14 protein-coding genes are annotated in these 16,883 nt (G+C 46.0%); 2 read left to right on the top strand and 12 right to left on the bottom strand.

All coding sequences use genetic code 11. The features are described 5' to 3' along the window. Nucleotides 1-2: 2 nt before the first annotated feature. The 7 genes from EHV08_RS00860 to EHV08_RS00830 form a co-directional block, all read right to left on the bottom strand. On the bottom strand, nt 3-458 hold the full coding sequence (locus tag EHV08_RS00860; protein ID WP_126677558.1) for a lipocalin-like domain-containing protein: 456 nt from the start codon (nt 456-458) through the stop codon (nt 3-5). Nucleotides 459-466: 8 nt separating this feature from the next. Next, a complete protein-coding gene (locus EHV08_RS00855) occupies nt 467-2,029 on the bottom strand; it encodes a capsule assembly Wzi family protein (RefSeq protein WP_126677557.1) in 1,563 nt (520 codons plus the stop codon). 366 nt (nt 2,030-2,395) lie between these two features. Beyond that, nucleotides 2,396-3,301 carry a DNA/RNA non-specific endonuclease gene (locus EHV08_RS00850; protein WP_126677556.1) on the bottom strand — a complete coding sequence of 302 codons (906 nt, stop codon included), beginning with the start codon at nt 3,299-3,301 and terminating at the stop codon, nt 2,396-2,398. Nucleotides 3,302-3,412: 111 nt separating this feature from the next. Further along, nucleotides 3,413-3,667 carry a type B 50S ribosomal protein L31 gene (locus EHV08_RS00845; protein WP_126677555.1) on the bottom strand — a complete coding sequence of 85 codons (255 nt, stop codon included), beginning with the start codon at nt 3,665-3,667 and terminating at the stop codon, nt 3,413-3,415. Nucleotides 3,668-3,778: 111 nt separating this feature from the next. After that, complete coding sequence (locus EHV08_RS00840) at nt 3,779-5,113, bottom strand: hypothetical protein (RefSeq protein WP_126677554.1); 1,335 nt, start codon at nt 5,111-5,113, stop codon at nt 3,779-3,781. 51 nt (nt 5,114-5,164) lie between these two features. After that, nucleotides 5,165-6,094, bottom strand: a complete 930-nt coding sequence (locus tag EHV08_RS00835; RefSeq protein WP_126677553.1) for a DUF5689 domain-containing protein — start codon at nt 6,092-6,094, stop codon at nt 5,165-5,167. A 20-nt stretch (nt 6,095-6,114) separates the two neighbouring features. Beyond that, nucleotides 6,115-8,676, bottom strand: coding sequence for a TonB-dependent receptor (locus tag EHV08_RS00830; protein WP_126677552.1), 2,562 nt, complete (start codon nt 8,674-8,676; stop codon nt 6,115-6,117). Between the two features lie 569 nt (nt 8,677-9,245). Between EHV08_RS00830 and EHV08_RS00825 the strand changes: the two genes are divergently transcribed. Beyond that, on the top strand, nt 9,246-10,634 hold the full coding sequence (locus EHV08_RS00825) for a C10 family peptidase (RefSeq protein WP_006948820.1): 1,389 nt from the start codon (nt 9,246-9,248) through the stop codon (nt 10,632-10,634). Nucleotides 10,635-10,759: 125 nt separating this feature from the next. Continuing rightward, nucleotides 10,760-11,455 carry a hypothetical protein gene (locus tag EHV08_RS00820; RefSeq protein ID WP_238987981.1) on the top strand — a complete coding sequence of 232 codons (696 nt, stop codon included), beginning with the start codon at nt 10,760-10,762 and terminating at the stop codon, nt 11,453-11,455. Nucleotides 11,456-11,488: 33 nt separating this feature from the next. Here the strand turns inward: EHV08_RS00820 and mobV are convergent, their stop codons facing one another. The 5 genes from mobV to EHV08_RS00795 all read right to left on the bottom strand — a co-directional run bounded on the left by mobV (nt 11,489) and on the right by EHV08_RS00795 (nt 16,800). Then, complete coding sequence (mobV, locus tag EHV08_RS00815) at nt 11,489-12,850, bottom strand: MobV family relaxase (RefSeq protein WP_006948816.1); 1,362 nt, start codon at nt 12,848-12,850, stop codon at nt 11,489-11,491. A gap of 196 nt (nt 12,851-13,046) precedes the next feature. Further along, complete coding sequence (locus tag EHV08_RS00810) at nt 13,047-13,463, bottom strand: hypothetical protein (RefSeq protein WP_004363970.1); 417 nt, start codon at nt 13,461-13,463, stop codon at nt 13,047-13,049. An 11-nt stretch (nt 13,464-13,474) separates the two neighbouring features. Beyond that, entirely contained in the window at nt 13,475-14,686 is a 1,212-nt protein-coding gene (locus tag EHV08_RS00805; RefSeq protein WP_203227070.1) for a primase-helicase family protein, read from the bottom strand. A 504-nt stretch (nt 14,687-15,190) separates the two neighbouring features. After that, complete coding sequence (locus EHV08_RS00800) at nt 15,191-15,574, bottom strand: hypothetical protein (protein WP_019189219.1); 384 nt, start codon at nt 15,572-15,574, stop codon at nt 15,191-15,193. 2 nt (nt 15,575-15,576) lie between these two features. Continuing rightward, on the bottom strand, nt 15,577-16,800 hold the full coding sequence (locus tag EHV08_RS00795) for a site-specific integrase (RefSeq protein WP_019189218.1): 1,224 nt from the start codon (nt 16,798-16,800) through the stop codon (nt 15,577-15,579). Between the last annotated feature and the right edge of the window lie 83 nt (nt 16,801-16,883).

The raw sequence follows: 16,883 nt of genomic DNA, 5'->3' as shown, positions 1-16,883 counted from the left end.
TTTTACATTTTATAGAAATGAAGTTTCAATTTGTCTGTGACGAGTGTCATTCTCTTCGACTTCAGCGTCTCGATTTTAAAACTCTGCTCAAGTGCCTCAATGCCGAAAGGTTTTAGGACTTCTGCATTATCGACCGGCTTATCTCCCGCACTGCGGTCGTTTATCAACGGAGAGTACACTCGTAGTATGGTTTTCACATGTTCAAAGCGTAACAGAAAATCACACGACCTGTTGTCGCGGTCACTCATATTTATAATTTTTGCCTGCACTCCCCAGAACAAACGTTTCTGCGACAGGTCGCAAGTGCCGCCTGTGGCAATCGTGTCCACTGCAATGAGATGCCAATAACCATCAAGTTTCCCGTTGCCGGAGGTCTCTAATGTGCAACTCTGGAACATTGCCGAAGCACAGAAAAGTGCCGACAATATAAGTGTGTATATTATGTTTCTTTTCTTCATATCATTTCCTATCTTATCAGTCCTCCCTTGCTTATAGTAAACTGCACACCATAGTTATGCCCCAACATACTGCCCATGTCGGCACCAAATGCTCCTTTTACAATCCAGCCATTAAGTTTCCCACGGAACTTATACATTGCCTCGGCCAGCACACTGACATTGTGACGAGGCTTGATGAATGGCGAATGGTAGGTTCCGAGTCCTTCTTGGTATGTCGCCATAAGACGATAGTAGAGGTTCTCGTTAGGCTCACCACTCACGCCAAAGTGGTACGCCATTATGCGATTGTTTTTCACTTCCACCGTACCATCGTTATTATATATCGGCGACTGATATAGCGGGTTACCCATTACCTGTCCCCAATGCTGCCATCCGGGAAAGATATGGTGGTTGTAGAAGTTGTCACGACCGCTCACATGGTCTTTCAGAGATGGCGTGCGGTCATGATAGACAGGGCCGCTCTGGTATTTTGAATATACATATTCCAGCACCACCGCATTAATCCATTTGCTGTATTTATAATGCAAGTCTATGCCAAGCATTGCGTCCTTAAAATCATAAACGAAGAATTTCCTATCCTTTTTCGTGTTCCACTCTTCACCTGTTCCATAGCCGTCATAATCCAACTGGAACATTCCGGAATGGTCTTCGAAATATTTGTCGGCATAGATTCCGAGCCTCCACGTATCGGAATCATAGTTTATGCGCAACAGCCAAGAACCAACATTGTTCCCTTCGTCATTACGATAGACCGTTTCGTCCGCATCTCCTCCTCCGGGAATGAAAGCATGCCAGAACGCACCAAAGTCGGTGGAGTTTTTCAAAACATCAATGGTTCCGCCCGGTCCGGGTCTGTAACATGTACCTCCGAACTGTGATGCCATCTCCAAACCGCCCTCTATCGATAGTGGGAAAAAGGCATTTTCGTTGCCTATTTTCAAATATCCGGCCTTACTGTGATATAGCACATCGTCGGTGTATCGGCTTTTTCGTTGCGTGAAGTCGTGCTGCCAATTATCATCAGTGAATTTTCCATAAGCCAGATGTCCTTTCAGATGAAGCCATTCGCGAGTGTGAGGTATCGTCCAATATTCGGGTAACGACAACCTTACCTGTGGCACCGGTCGTGCATTTATGCCGAAAGTCTGACTACCGCTTGAAAGCGAGTTGTCTTTAAGTTGCATTTCCTGATGCTTGCTTCCCACTGTCAGCACACCGCTAAACCATCGCAATTCGGCGTATGCCTGCTGTACGATGAACTTTTCCCTGTAGTTGAATGGTGCGGCAACATCAACACCATAGCCCACGCCCCAACGTCTGCCGGAATCTACGCGTAGCGGTCTTTCAACGGCAGCACGCACATATCCGTTGTTCTTTTTCAAACTGCTAAGTCCGTATTTGTTGGCATTCAACCACAACGGAGTCATGTTGCGCGAGAACGAGCCTTGCGCCTCCACCTTGTATTCCATTCCTCGGGCAACATCCGTTTTCCGTTTCCCACTTCCAATCTGCGCCAAAGCAGTTGATGGAATTATGGTTGCCAGCAATAGAATGAGTATATTTTTATCCATAAATACGTAGTTGATTTCCGTACCTTAAATGATATAACGTGTGCATAACTGTTTTATTATCATCGCAGAGGATTTATTTCTACATGTTGAATAATTGCAAACCATTAGTTGTCCGCGACACAACATCTTGTTTGTGACAAGCATATTGAATAGGATAAGATGTTATCTCATGTGTAACTTTCTGTTAAGTTTTATATTATTACCAACAATCTTTCATGTTTTTACACACAGTTGCGAAACAATGAAATGGCATAATCGTTATGTATTGCCGGATGTTCACACAGAGGTAATATATGTCTATGGAAACAATTTCGCATAAATCGGTTTGCCGTATATGCTTCGGAAAATATTTAGGGACTACTGAGATTAGTTCAATCCCCATGCCTTGAGGGCATAATTGCCTTCTACGCTATTCTCTTCGGCATCCGGCAGATTGCAGAAAAAGTCTATACCGGTAAGGCGTTCCAATTCGTCGATGCTCTTGACATACATCGTTAGTTTGTCCCTACTGCGGTCTTCGTTCTTGTTCTCCATCCAGAAACCAATGGCACGATACCCAAGTGAGTTCTTCAGCAGCAAAGCGCAGAAGAAATATTTGGGAACTATCAATTTGTCATTCACACGCTTCAGTATGTTATTCTCGCTGTCAATGGTACCGCCTTTGCAAACATAGAGCACATCGGTGGTATTTGTCGGTGTCCACGCCTTGCGTATCCTGTTTTCAAGCACTTGCCATATACCGGCATTGAAGAGATTGTACTGTGGTTGCATGTTTGATAGGAAGAATGTCTGATAGTTTGCTTCCTTGGAATATTGGCGGTCGGCAGAAGGACAGATATGCCCGTGGTCGAATCCCGAACCATAGAAATAGTCATAATCTAAATAATATCCGTGCTTTGCCAATTCCGGGTCGAAAGGATAGCCGTTTTTCTTCGTATCATAGCGTCCTGCGCTGCCTTGATAGCCTTTCCGCATCTGGTAGCATGACCAACGCTGTGACTTTTTATCAATGTCCCATTCCAATGCGTAGTTTACGCCATAGGAGTCTTGTGTAGAGTGTACCACAACAAAATTGTTTCCGCTCTGCTGAAGTCGTGGGAATTCAAGTCTTGTCACTTCTGCCGGGATTCCGGGTTTAATGACATTTTTGTTCGAATTTGCTTTATCTGTATTTCCTCCACCACCCTGTGTCGGTTCATCTCCATCGCTACCGCAACTCGACAGGGCGATAACGGTAGCGGCTATAATTGCAAAAACTTTCTTCGTGGTCATAATATTAAATGTTTTTGGTTTATAAAAGAGAAAACGCGTTAGAGTGTATATGCAACTACACTCTGACGCGTTCTTGTTTCCTGTTGAAATATATAAAGGTATATATTCTTATTACTTGGAAGTGCTCTTTGCATAACGACTCATGAAGCGATCTACGCGACCGGCCGTGTCAACAAGCTTACTCTTACCTGTATAGAACGGGTGAGAAGTGTTTGAGATTTCCAACTTTACCACAGGGTAGGTCTCTCCTTCAAATTCTACTGTCTCATTAGCCTTACATGTAGATTTTGAAAGGAACATATCGCCGTTGGACATATCCTTGAATACGACGGGGCGATAGTTTTCCGGGTGAATACCTTTTTTCATTTCTTTAAATTGATGTTATGTTTATAATAATTTTTTGTTCACGTCACTATACGTTACGGGCTGCAAAATTACTAAGAATTTCGCAGCCCGCCAAATATTTATCCGACTTTTTTATTTGCCGAATGTAATAGTTATCTTTTTAACTCTCAACTGAACGCCACCTTTGTTGGCAGAGTAATCGTTGCAAACGGTCATAACCTTATCTTCATTTTTAACGGTCATCTCGTTATTTCCCACATACACATTACCTCCGGCCGTCTCACACTCCAATACTATTTTCTTGATTTTGTGAGCCTTTCCGGTGATGGTGAAGAGGTTTTTAGCATACATACGTACGCCCTTTGTGGCATCATAATATTTCGGAGTAGTAGCACTCTCTCCCTTAGCAAATACTATAGAATATTCTTCGTTATTAATATTAAGACCCTCTTCCTGCTTGTCTGCCCAGCCTTGCTGACTCAAATCGACGAGTACTGCACTCACTCCTTCTGCTGCAGAAAGCGATGTGTCATCAATAGTAATTACGTTTCCTTCTACGGTTCTCTTTATTCCGGAGCCTTGACCGCCGTTTATGGCAATGAGATAATTGCCTTGTGCCAACTGCAATGCTCCGTTATACATTGTCACCTTGCCATATACAATCACTTCGTCGCCCTCTTTTATCTTGCCGGCATCGGTGAATTTCTGTTTTCCAAGGTCTAGACCGCGGAATATTTTCAGTTTATCGTCACCTTCAGAGCCGTCTTGTGCTATTTCGTATGTTGCGTTTCCGTAAGTTCCGGTATCAATAGCAGGAGTTCCAACTATCTTACCTTTTACATAAACAGAATCTTCGCTTGACTGTCCTGACTCAAGTTCGTAGAATGTCTGGAGCACTGCGGCTACGTTGTATGGGGTAGCCAACGTACCATTACCTGTCGGATCGAACTTCGTATTTGGCTTTCCCGGTTTTTCAGGCAGTTGTCCGTTAAGTGAGGTGATAATGCTTCCGGCCTCAAATTCCGGTGTATTGCCCTTGAAGTTCTTGCACTTACCTTTCACTATTACCTCGTCTCCCACTTTTATTTGGTCTTCTTGGGTGAACTTTGCACCACCGAGGTACAAGCCACGGAACACCTGCAACTGATTAGAAGAAGAACCGTCGTCAGAGATATAGTACACAGCGTTGCCATAATTAACATCCACTTTGTCTATGGTAGAAATCTTACCTTTAACAAAAATTTCATCCGTAACGTCATCCTGAGACATTGCCTTTATCAAGTTTAATGCCGCAGCAACATTATATGGGTCTGCTTCTGTTCCTGTTCCTTTAGGATCAACCAATGGAGGATTCACCTTTCCACCGTCTTCTTCCGGGAAACCGTATGGTGCCGGCACATCCTCGCAACTTGTCATTGTGAATGTCGCCATCGCGATCATTATCACAGAATAGATAATTTTTTTCATATTATGGTTTTATTTTTTATTTCTTTCGTATTTATTTTATCTGTTATCTCCTTAAGGTTTTATCGTTGATGGAACGATGTCGTTAAGATCGCGTATTATCACTTCCCAAGAGTTGTTGTAACGCTTGATTATACCTGTGATATCAACGTTATACAGTGGCAGTTTGTTGGAAGCGAAATCGGCAAAACCGCTATTGTAAAGCATCACGCCGGGATTGCTCGCAGAGCCTGTCATTGGCAAGCCTTCAAAATACCAAGATACCGATGTGTTGAACGCCGGATCGGCAAATTTGGAGTTCTCATCGAGTTTGAGTTTCACCACATTGGTACCGGAATAATAAGAACCTTCCTTGAATTTGACGTTCTTCAGCACGCCGAGTTTTCCGCCATCTTCCACCGCGTCCCATTTATTCATGTTTTTTCCTTCTACGAATTCGGCTGCCTCAACAATCTGCGACTTACCCGTTATGCGGAAATGTTGTTGCCATTCACGACGCGTAACCTTTCCGATCTGGTCTTTACCGGCATTGTTTCCCTGTGTCACTTTCGACGGCATGCCCACCACCGGTTGCAATCTGTAGTTGCCCACACACAGTCCTTGCAGTTCGACTATTATCTCCGTGCCCACCGGCAGATATCCATGCAGTCCGCCTTGCTGTATCTCAATGAGTATGGCACCGGTCTCATCCTGTATCGCCACCTCATTATATATATTGCCAGACACATCGTTCGCGGTAACGAAGCCACGTATCTGCAATTTCTCTTTCACCTTTTCGAACGACGCTCCGTCGCGATAATCGGTGGTCATGGCTTTCTTATACTTATCCTTCAGTTGCTTTATCGTGATAAGATTTGTTGCCTTGATGGCGTTGTTTCCGTATGGCGCACCGTTGCTGAAGTCCGGTTCGGCATGGTCACCATCCATACATGCCGTCATTGCGAGGCATATCATGGTAATCAAAAGATATGATATTTTTTTCATTTTCTTACGTTTTACGGTTTTTAGAATTTATATGTCAGGTTCAGCATACCGTTCGTTCCGAAGGCATAATATTTCTTCGGGTTGCGCGAGAACTTATATACACGGCTTCTCACGTTGTCTGACGTTGCTCCTGTATAGTCGCTTCTGCTCTGCTCGTAGCCTCCTGTAACGATACGAGTGTTGTTCAAAAGGTTCGTAACCATTAAGTTGATGCTTATGCTGCGCCCCTTCTTCAGACGAATGTTTCTGCCGACAGAGCCATCGACCATAAAGCCACCGTGCCCCTTTGCCTGTGCAACAGCCTCTTCGCGCAGTTGGCCTTGGTTGTCGAACACATTACCTTCGAGTTGCTGACGGTAGTTCAACGTACTGCCATAGCGGTAACTTGGAGAGTATGCAAGATAGATACGGTCATAGTAGTTGCAGTTCAAATCAACGAACCAACCACGGTTGTGGTAACTCAGTCCGGCCGACAATGCCGTTAACGGAGTACCTGCTTCGCGCATATTCTTGACGTATGCGGTCTCTCTTGTGTATATTGCCTTGGTCGAGTTCATGTATCTCACCTGTGCATCGTTCACGTTCTTGCCCTCTCCTATGCTACCCAAGACTTTGAAATCGAGCGTAGATGTGAGTTTAAGTTTTGCTGCAAGTTCCACTCCGTAGTACTCTTTTTCCAATCCTGTCAGTGACACATAAGAGAACGAATTGATGTCATCGAAGTAGAAGTTCTGCCACTCCGTAACGTTAGAAAGGCGACTGTAATAACCATTCAGATTGACATGCAGCCATGAATTGTGATACTGATATGAGAACTCGCTGCTGAATATGCGTTCGTTCTTCAGTCCTTTGACGAAGTCGTTGCTTATTTCCGGTGCTGCGAATGCCGTTGATGCCATAGGCGCGCGCCATTCATACCCTGCTCCGAGGGCAAACACATGGCCACGACCGGCATCATAGGTCAGACTTCCCTTACCTCCAAGTTCTCCGAAACGAGCGGCTTTGCTCTTTCCATACGAGAATTCCGGTGCCATACCATTGCGCATCTTACCGTCGCGCTGCATCAGTACGCCACCTGTTCTGGCCGACACATTGGCATGCCAACGACCCATGCTGGTACTGTAGTTGGTCCAGAAGTATCCCTTGTTGACGAGGATGTCATAGTCATATCCGAACCTATCACCCACACCCACAACAGCATTGGGGTTGTTAAGGTCGTACTGCAAGCGTGGGTCATCCATTGTATAAGTACCCAAAGCGTATGTATTGATGTTATGGAACGACTTTGCTCCGAGCATGTCTTCCATAGTCTGATAATGGCTTCCCTTATTTGTTCCGAGCATAAAGCCAAGATTCCAGTTGCTCTTTTCGTTCACCGAGACATTCAGTGCCGACGCGAGTGATAGCGTCAAAGCATCGTTGTGCTTTGCCTGAATGAAGTACATGGCATCATGTCCATTGGCAGATGCCTGTTTGTTTGAATAAATCAACTGGTCGAAATTTATCTGACGATTGGCCTTCGAGCCTGAGAAGAAACTGTAAGCCGTTGTCCAGTTGCCCAATGCTTCCAGCGTGCGATGCTGCTCATCGTTCTCATCGAAAACGTTATAGAAGCTGCTTGGCATCACTTTCCAATAGTCCGGTTGCGGGTTATCGGTGTTGTTATAGTTCAGCTTCGTGCTCTTATACATAGAATATTTTCCGAACATCGACGTTGTGAGTTTCATATCGTCGTTTATTTTCCAGTCCCATGTGAAGATGGCGGCCGGCGCGTAGTCGTTCACAACGCGCGAATTGCGCTTCTCTCCGTTCTGATAGCCCCAGTAAGGGTTGTAGTAGTTGCTGTTAGCCATCCAGTAAGCCTCGTCCGTGGAAGCACCCTGTGTGGAGCGTTCCGTAGGATTGCCCCATGTGGCGAACGACAACTGATGGTTGCCAAGAATCTTCTCCACTGCGAGGAAATATGACAGAGAGTTATAGAATGTTCCCTCAACATATCCACGGTCGGCCCAACGATAGGTGAGGTTAGCGGTAACAGCCCAACCGTTGCTCATCAGTCCGGAACTGTACGTATATACACCGCGCATGGTGTAGTTGCGGTTTGCCGCGCTCAATGCCATCCTATGACCTGCGGCAAAGTTGGCAGCACGGAAATTGTAGTTCACTCCACCACCCATGTTCGACATGTTGTAACTTCCGTTCTCGAAAGGAAGTACGTTGTCGCTGTAACGCGTCATCTGGTTAAGTCCGCCCACAAGCGAATAACGGAACTGTCCCGTCTCCATATCGTTCATCAACATTCCGTTGATATGGACATCGTTATATTTTTGGTTGAACGAACGATAACGGAAGCGAACGGGTGAGAAAAGAAAGCCGACACGTTCTGCATACATATTGTTGTTAGAACCGATGATTGTCACGTTCTGCGACATGTCATCGTTATCTCCCAACTGTGCCTCTGTGAATGTGAATGCAGACTCGTCCATGGCGGCGTTCTTTTGCGCCTGCGTCTCCTCGGTCTGGGCAAATGCCAAAGGAGCATAGCAAAGGGCGAGCACTGCAAGTTTCAGTTTTTTTTGCATCTCGTTATTTGTTTTTATTATAATTATTTCTTTGGGCTACAAAGGTAGTTTAAAAAAAGATAAAAACAAAACAAAAGCGTAAAAATATTGACTTTACACAATATGATATATGCAAAATGTTTCGCCAAAAGGTCGGTGCTTCCGACGTTTTACATTCGGTAATGGCATTCCGGTTCACTACATGTACACTCATATTCCTACTTCAACCAAAGACATGGCATAGTAACGTCAGAGGTTTATTTTTCAACAGAAAAGGGTTGGTTATGAACTTTTTTTTGTAACTTTGGATAGGAAAGCGACAACCCTTTATACAAGAGTGTTCCATGCGATTGGTTGATTTTCGGGTAACGATTTGGCAACCGTTCCTTTTGCTATGTTCTGCTTTGTTTTGCTTGCAAAGAACTCTTTATGTGAGCAAAGATAGTAAGATGTTTGGAAAACTCAAAACATTCGTAGGGCAAAACTTGTACAAAATGCTTTGAAATGTTGTAAAATACCCAACAATGGGGATTGTATTAAATATAAAAATTGCCTATCTTTGCAAAATAACTTATCTAATCTAATTTAATATGGAATTAATGAGAAAATTTACAGTATTAGGAATTATTGCTTGTGGGCTAATAAATTTGTATTCCTGCACTACACAAGAAAGTTTTGAAGAAGCAACAGACAGCAGTTTCTTAAACCTTTCTCAAGAAGAGTATATTAGTATAGCGTTTGAACATCCAAAAGAAATAACAGAGGACCAAGCGATAACTCTTGTCAAAGACTTTTCGGGGAAACAAGCGACAAGAAGTATATCTCAATCCCCTATCATCGAAAAGAAGTACTATATTGGTGGAATTTCTTCCAAAAGCGTAGAAGACACAGTTTCTTCCATCCCTATATATCAGTTAAAATTATCAGAAAAAGAAGGGTTTGCTCTTGTTGCTGGGGATGAGAGGTTTGCAACAGTTATTGCATTCGCTGAAAAAGGTAATTTAGCGGATACAACACAAAATAAAAGTGTTGCTTTGATGGTAAGGGAAGCAGAAAATGCCATCAAGAGTAAATTGCGTTATTATAATGCTATTAGAGACTCTCTTCATGATAAAACATTATGTAAACTTAAAACTGCTTTTCATACAAATGACATTACATATCATGATGTGAAAGAAAAAATAAAGGTAGTCCAAACACCTCTTACTCGTGGGCAATGGATACCTGAACCAACAATGGGGATTTTGGTAAAAGAAGTTAAGCCCATGTTGCGTACAGAATGGGGACAAAATAGGCCTTACAATAATGAACTTGGATATATTAATAATGATATTCCAAAGGTTGTTGGATGTGTGGGGACGGCTATTGCCCAGATTGTTGCACATTATGAGGCGATGTCTTCTGTATATGGTCATACTTTAGATTGGAATTTAATAAAAGAACGCGCAGGCATAGATGCCTTAACGGATGATGATATTCAACACCAAGTCGCACTGCTTTGCAAGCATGTTGCATACGGCATCAAAACAGAATGGAATATGGATGGAACAGGCGGTGCCTCCATGACTAATAGTCATAAATATTTGGAAACAATGGGAGTAACTTTTAATTTGGGAAAAAGAAATAAAGGATATGATATGGATGCGGCCATAATAATTGCATCTTTAGACCGCGGTTGTCCTGTGTTGATAACAGGAGATGAGGAGCCTTCCGAAACAAGAAGTTCTGGAAATAAGAAAGGGGGACATTGCTGGATTTTAGACGGTTATCAGGTACGGACGCGTTCTACCCCAACAAAACTAAAGGCAATGATAAAATCACACGATGTCTATGTTCATGCCAATTTTGGTTGGAAAGGATATGCAAGTGGATACTATATGGTTGACAGAAATGAGACTTCACTCTCTTTCGATACAAGACCGGTAGAAGGAAATTATAATCAAAGACTTCGCTTATTTCCGATGGTAAAAAGGAAATAATTCCAAATTCATTTCACACTTTCTAATGATTGACAGTTATTATGGGCAGATATTTTAGATTCTCTTTGGCCTGCCTTTTGTTTGCATTTATAATAAGTTGCACCTCTTCTGATGAGGATAAGAAGTTGACTTTTCAATTGGATAAACCTTATAGGGAAATCATGCAAGGCTCTACGCTCCGTGTGTTCATCACGAGTGGCAGTGGAGACTTGCAGATAAGCAATTCCAATGCGTTTAAGGACTATGCTAGAATTGCCTATGCGAGAACTCCCGAACAGGCAGGGCATGTAGGTGTTCTTTCAATCCAAGCCCTGCAAGTGGGAGAATTTCAGGTCTCACTGACCGACAACCTCACAAAGGAAAGACAGCAACTGACCGTTAAAGTCCTCCCGCCTTATCTGTTACTGGAAATTCACGAAGGCTCAGACCCTGTATGGTCAATAGGAAGCGGAGTTTCGGGACTTTTCCTTGTCCAGAACGCAGCGCATTCTTTTTATCTGTGCCGTTACACCCCTACCGTATATCGGCATGTCGGGCCTGCCGTTCTCTCGGGGGTATATGAGATTGTCATGAAAGACGGCATTCCGACGAACTTGCGCCTGAAAAGCAAGAAACAGGGGTTTGTCCGTGATTTCACCCTAACAGTGAAAAATAAGAAAGAGGCTTTGGAAAGGCTTGGGAAATTAGGAAAGCTCGGCCTACTTCCGGATGAAGAGAAATTCATCTATCCTGTCTTTCTTGACGAGCATGACATGGAAGAGCATATCATGGCGGAAATATCTTATAAGGAAGCAACCTTGCCTGAAAAGGTCATGGAATGAGATGCAGAAAACAAGGAGCATGCGGAGACATGGTTACAGCCTGACTCCCTTGCTCCTGTTTTCTTTTGAGGAAAGGATGGACGTCTGTCTGATTTTCTCCCACTGCCCCTTGAACCATGCGGCAATCGGCACTCTATCCACAAGCAGGTCGAGTATGGTCTTGCCTTCCTTCTCCGTCCTACCCACCTGCAAACGAACCTTCTCAGCGGCGAACGAACGCCTGTATTCCTCCGACCGCAGTTTTCCCGTAACAACGAGAACTTTGCCTTGCAAGAGTTCGTCCGTGTATTTCTCGGACAATCCAACCGAACGGCAAAGCCTTTCTATCTTGAGAAACTCGGCAAGCATGGGAAACCACTCCTTCGCTTTGTCGACGATGCGCCTGAGATTGCCGATTTCTCGCTGATGCTGCTCCGATGCTCGCAATCGCTCTGCGGTGTGGCTGTCTTTCATATTCTGCATATCCATGCGCATCTGTCCAATGTTCTCTTTCAGTTCCGCCACCTCACCGTGCAACTGCCTGTTCTCGCTTTCGAGCCTGCTCATCTTGTTGCTTCCCAAAAGAGAACCAATTCCGTTGAGTGCTGCGGTGGCAGTCCTGGCAGCGGAGTTCTTCAGTTCCACCGTCTTTGTCTCCGCCTTGATGCGTGCGAGTTCCTGCTTAGCTTGCTCTGCCTCTGCAATGATTCGACTTGCCTCTGTCTCTCTTGACAGCAGGGTGGCAATGTTCGCCTGTATGTCCTCGCCCTGCGTGATGAGGCTGCGGTAATACTCGTGTGTGGAGAGGTGCTTGGCGAGAGACCCTCTTACACCTCTTTTCAGCCCGTACTTCTCCATGTGTTCGGCGTAGGTGTCCTGATACCTGATAAGGCTGGCACGGCTCATCACTTCATCTGCACACAGGCGTGGGGCAGGTGCTTTTACCTTGTACTTGCGCTTCACATTTTCTTCCTTTTTCTGCTTCCTACGTTCTCCCTGTACTATCGGCACGATAGTGGCATGGATATGCGGTGTTTCCTCGTCCATGTGCAAGACTGCTGAAACAAGATTATCTGCTCCATAGGTTTCCCTCAACCATTTTACATTGTCCGCACACCACTCATCGAGTTTGCCCTCACCCTCCACGCGTGCCATGTCCTCGTGTGTGCCGCTCAATACAATTCGTATTGCCTGCACTTGGTTCTTTCCAATCTTACGTTTCAGTCCCGCCGTGTCAAGGCGGTGGCGTATGGCTAACGTGCGGTTGCACACGCCGTCGGGAAACATTATTAACTCACGGTTTAGATGCGTCCTCGTTGGGTCTGTGTTCTTTGGCACAATGGTGCGCTCGATATGTGCCGACATTCCGCTGTCAGCTCCCTTTGCCTTTTCCAAATGCAATACACAATATCCCATGATGTTATCGTTTTATAGTTGTCGTCTTTTGTCTTTTATATTCCTGATTTTATCGGTGAGAAGAAAAATGAAATGTGTTTCGGCTTGCCCGTTCCTTCATGCCGACAGGCTCGGCAGGGGTGTCCAGAGGGGTGCAACCCTGTTGGCTTATTGGGGGATTTTTAGCGGACACGGAGTGAAGCGTTAAGAAAATCCCCTAATAAGCTACGGTATTTTCTCTTTTGAAAATATCCGTACCGTGCTTACCACGTGGGCATTTGCCCCTGCCACTTCTTTCCCTTATAACCTGAAGTCCCCACGGTTTCTCCATCGGTGCTGCCGATTGGACTTGTTTCTCCGAAGGCATACTTGGACTGCACCCGAATATCTGAATACCCTGCATGCTTGGAAATACAGAATGCACGGCTTGCCGTGACTGCCTTTTTCTGTTGCTTATATCAGCGTGTCTTGCCTGTTCCGTTTCAGCCTGTAATGCCACTGCCGTTTCCCACCGAAGTCGGAGTGATGAAAATTCTGATGAATTGATGAATGTCGTTCCAATAATCTGGAAATCAACATAATATGCTTTCATCATGCCCTCATCAAGCCGCTTGTCAAAGTGGAGTTTCATCATTTCCGATTCCTCTATCCCTGCATTTCCTCCAACTGCTTCCTGCCGATGGTGTAAAAACGCCCCGTGCGCCTAATCTCCGTATATGGGCGCATGTTGTCATAGCTCGGCTGGCAGGTCGTATAGGTGAGCGTGTTTTCGGCAGGAGTGAGTTTCCATATATCCTGCACGATACGCCTTACCTGCGTCCTGTCCGTCCTGCAGCCTGCGCAGTTCAGCAGAAGGAGCATGTCGTTGATGCAGAAGGAGAAAGCGTCCGCTTTCATGCAGTCCATGACTTCAAGGCAGGTTTCCGCCATCTCCACTTCCGTCCTGTTGCGGTTGCTCCGTATAATCCTGATCAGGGCTTGCGTGTGGATGAGTTCGGGACTGAACCACATGCGGCTCTCTTTCTTCGTGGAGAGCGTGCGGTGCTGGAGAAAATAGAGGAAGGCGGGTATTTCCTCCTTTACCCTTTGCAGGAAGTCCGTGTCATCCTTTTCTATCCTCCCCACCTTCCTCACCCAATAGCGTGTCTCTCCTGTGTCGATTATGACGGGCAGACGTTCGTTGTTGGAGCATAGTACGAACTTGGCGAAGAATGAAATCTCGTCCCTGTCCTTGCCCTTCGCCTCCACCTTGTAGGAAAGGGTGGTGCTGAGGTTCTTGAGCCGCTCGCTGTCCTCCCTGCGGTCGAGAAGCACCTCGTCCACGAGGATGAGCAGTTTCCCTGCCCAGTCCGAGTTGAACTGACTTCGGAAGTCCTCGTTGGTGTTGAAGGTTACATTGCCGCCGAATAGGGCTTTGAGGAAGTTGAGGAATGTGCTCTTGCCCGTGTTGCGTTCCTCTGATACGAGCAGCAGGATGGGCAGTTTCTCTATGGGATGCAGGTAGAGTAGTTGCAGGTAGTCCATGCCAAGTTCGTACTGCTCCCCGAAGATGTGCCTTGCCAATGCCTCGATATGGGGAAACTCCCCTTGCTTCGGATGATGTCCCGTCGGCTCGTAGAGGTTGAGGAAACTGCCTACTACGGGCTGATAGTTCACATGGTCGGGGACGGTGCAGAAACCGTCATACTTCGGGACGGTCGCCAGATAGTCCCTGCCGTAGTCCTGACGGAGCGTCTCGTTGTTCCACACGATGCGCTTCCTTACAAAACCGCCTCCGACAAGAGGCATGTCTGCAAGTTTGTAGAGCGTTGTGCCCACACGGACGAAAGCCCCGTCCTTTTTTCTTTTTTCGGGCATATCTTCCAGCAGCCCGTCATTGTTTTTCTTATCCATTTCTTTCTTGCTTAAATGGTTGATATATAGCATCGTGCAAAGTTACGGACATCGTTCGGAAAACTACTTGTGAAGAATGGCGCGGAACGGTGAAAGAAAAACGGAATGGAATAAAAACAGGGGAAAGCAGGGAGGTGCGGAGCAAGAATTGAGGGGAACAGGAGGATAATTTTGCAGGATTTGTCGAGGGTTGCTGAAAAAGGGAAAATGCCTTTTTCTTTCATCGTTCGCAAGCGTCTGATGATATGTTGATGAACTTGCAATCGCTTGATATTCAATCATATTATATCAATATTCATCAATTCATCAAAATAAAAGAAGTTGTGTTCGGTATGTTTTTCTTTTCTCGGCAGTCCTATACGACTCGTCCCTGACTGTTATCCCTGCCCTTCAACCACCCAAAAAGAAAAAGGTTTATTCCCCATCGACACAAGGGGATAAACCTCTATAAACCTCTGTCAAGGCGTTTCAGCAGGGACTGCCTGCCCGTGCAGGAAGGAGCATGACAAACCTTTCGTGCCGTTCGTTCAGCATTGCGATGACATGCTCCCGAAGCCTTTTTGCCCTTTGCGACCTGATACGGAACGCAAGGGCTATGACCATTTCAAGGCTGTACGCATCAAGCCAGCGACCCTCCGCCACCCTTATGTTCCTCTCTGCCGTGCAGGGATGCAGCAGCCCGACCTTGTATATTTCCTTGACCTGCGTGCGGACGGAATGTCCGAACACGCCAAACAGGTTGGCAATCTCATACTCGCCCATCCATATCTCGCCGTTGGGTATAGTGACGTTCCCGTGTTCGTCCATCGTGATTATCTGACGAGCATTGTTGTTTGTATCTTTCCCTTTCATTGTTATCCTATCTTGATATTGCCGAATGATACGTTGAGCTTACTGCCGAGCATGGAGAGGTCGGTGTCGAGTTTCTCGGTGGTTATCTTCGCATAGAGTTGCGTGGTTACGATGTTTGTGTGTCCGAGTACACGGCTCACGCTCTCGATGGGCATGCCCTTGCTGAGTGCCAATGTCGCAAAGCCGTGCCTTGCGCAGTGGAAGGAGATGTCCTTTGTGATACCGCACTCGCAGATGACTTTCTTGAGCCTCTTGCAGACCGTCCAGTAGTTGATGTCCCCGAATATGGAGTTGTCTTTCTGAAACGGTCTGTATCGTTCGATGATTTGCAGGGGGACATCAAGCAACTTCACTTGGAACGGAACATGCGTCTTGTGTCTTCTCGCAAGTATCCACTTCTCGCCGTTCACCTCCACTATATCGTCGGTGGTGAGTTCCTTCAGGTCCACGAACGAAAGGGCGGTGAAGGAGGCGAAGACGAACAAATCACGCACGAAGGCGGAGTGACTGTCGGCGAACTCGTGCAACATCAGTGCCTTCAGCTCGTCCTCCGTAAGGAACTCACGCTCCTTCGTGTTCGGACTGACATGGAACTGCGCGAACGGGTTTCTGGGTATCTTGCCGTTGAAGTGCGCACGCATCACCACGCCCTTGAGCCACATGCAGTTCAGCCAGATAGTGGCGTTCCTGTTTCCTTTCACCGTGCTGAGGTACACGGCGAAGTCCCTGATGAAGTCGGGGGTGAGTTCCAGCATCGACATATCGCTGCGGTTGTACTTGTAGCGGATAAACCTCGCCGTGTTTTCCCTTGCCCTGAGCATCACCTTGTATGTCCCCATGCTCCTGTCCTTGCCCACACGCTTGAGCAGGGAGGCGCAGTCCCTGTCAAAGGATTTGAGCAGGGTGTCGTACTCGCTGCCAAGCCCCTGATAGGCGTTGCGCACCATCTCTGCCGTGACGAATGCCTCACGATCGGAAAGCCTTTGGTAGTGCTTGATGATTTGCGCCTTGATGTTGTCAAGCGAGAGATTGGTTGCGATGGCTTCCTTGCTCCTACCTTTCGCCCTGTTGCCTCTCACATCCCACAACTCCCTCGGGATGGTGCGCTTGCAGCTGAACTGTGCCACCGTGCCGTTGATTGTTACACGCCCCATGATGGGGACGATACCGTTTTTCTCCTTGCTGCCGTTCACATAGAACAGCACCTTGAATGTGCTTCTTGCCATTGCCTCTTCTTTTTGGTTGCAAAATTAAACATGAAAGAGCCTAACCCTGCTATGCAAAATATGGAGCAACAAAGCAACAGCAA

This window comes from Prevotella koreensis, assembly GCF_003977605.1.
GTDB classification, from domain to species: domain Bacteria; phylum Bacteroidota; class Bacteroidia; order Bacteroidales; family Bacteroidaceae; genus Prevotella; species Prevotella koreensis.
Note: the sequence above shows the minus strand (reverse complement) of the source record. Positions and strands in the feature narration are given on the sequence as shown.

Bases quoted from the DNA above. Each gene is read 5' to 3' on its own strand.
- EHV08_RS00860 (WP_126677558.1), bottom strand. From the start codon at position 458: ATGAAGAAAAGAAACATAATATACACACTTATATTGTCGGCACTTTTC.
- EHV08_RS00855 (WP_126677557.1), bottom strand. From the start codon at position 2,029: ATGGATAAAAATATACTCATTCTATTGCTGGCAACCATAATTCCATCA.
- EHV08_RS00850 (WP_126677556.1), bottom strand. From the start codon at position 3,301: ATGACCACGAAGAAAGTTTTTGCAATTATAGCCGCTACCGTTATCGCC.
- EHV08_RS00845 (WP_126677555.1), bottom strand. From the start codon at position 3,667: ATGAAAAAAGGTATTCACCCGGAAAACTATCGCCCCGTCGTATTCAAG.
- EHV08_RS00840 (WP_126677554.1), bottom strand. From the start codon at position 5,113: ATGAAAAAAATTATCTATTCTGTGATAATGATCGCGATGGCGACATTC.
- EHV08_RS00835 (WP_126677553.1), bottom strand. From the start codon at position 6,094: ATGAAAAAAATATCATATCTTTTGATTACCATGATATGCCTCGCAATG.
- EHV08_RS00830 (WP_126677552.1), bottom strand. From the start codon at position 8,676: ATGCAAAAAAAACTGAAACTTGCAGTGCTCGCCCTTTGCTATGCTCCT.
- EHV08_RS00825 (WP_006948820.1), top strand. From the start codon at position 9,246: ATGGAATTAATGAGAAAATTTACAGTATTAGGAATTATTGCTTGTGGG.
- mobV (WP_006948816.1), bottom strand. From the start codon at position 12,850: ATGGGATATTGTGTATTGCATTTGGAAAAGGCAAAGGGAGCTGACAGC.
- EHV08_RS00810 (WP_004363970.1), bottom strand. From the start codon at position 13,463: ATGATGAAACTCCACTTTGACAAGCGGCTTGATGAGGGCATGATGAAA.
- EHV08_RS00805 (WP_203227070.1), bottom strand. From the start codon at position 14,686: ATGCCCGAAAAAAGAAAAAAGGACGGGGCTTTCGTCCGTGTGGGCACA.
- EHV08_RS00800 (WP_019189219.1), bottom strand. From the start codon at position 15,574: ATGAAAGGGAAAGATACAAACAACAATGCTCGTCAGATAATCACGATG.
- EHV08_RS00795 (WP_019189218.1), bottom strand. From the start codon at position 16,800: ATGGCAAGAAGCACATTCAAGGTGCTGTTCTATGTGAACGGCAGCAAG.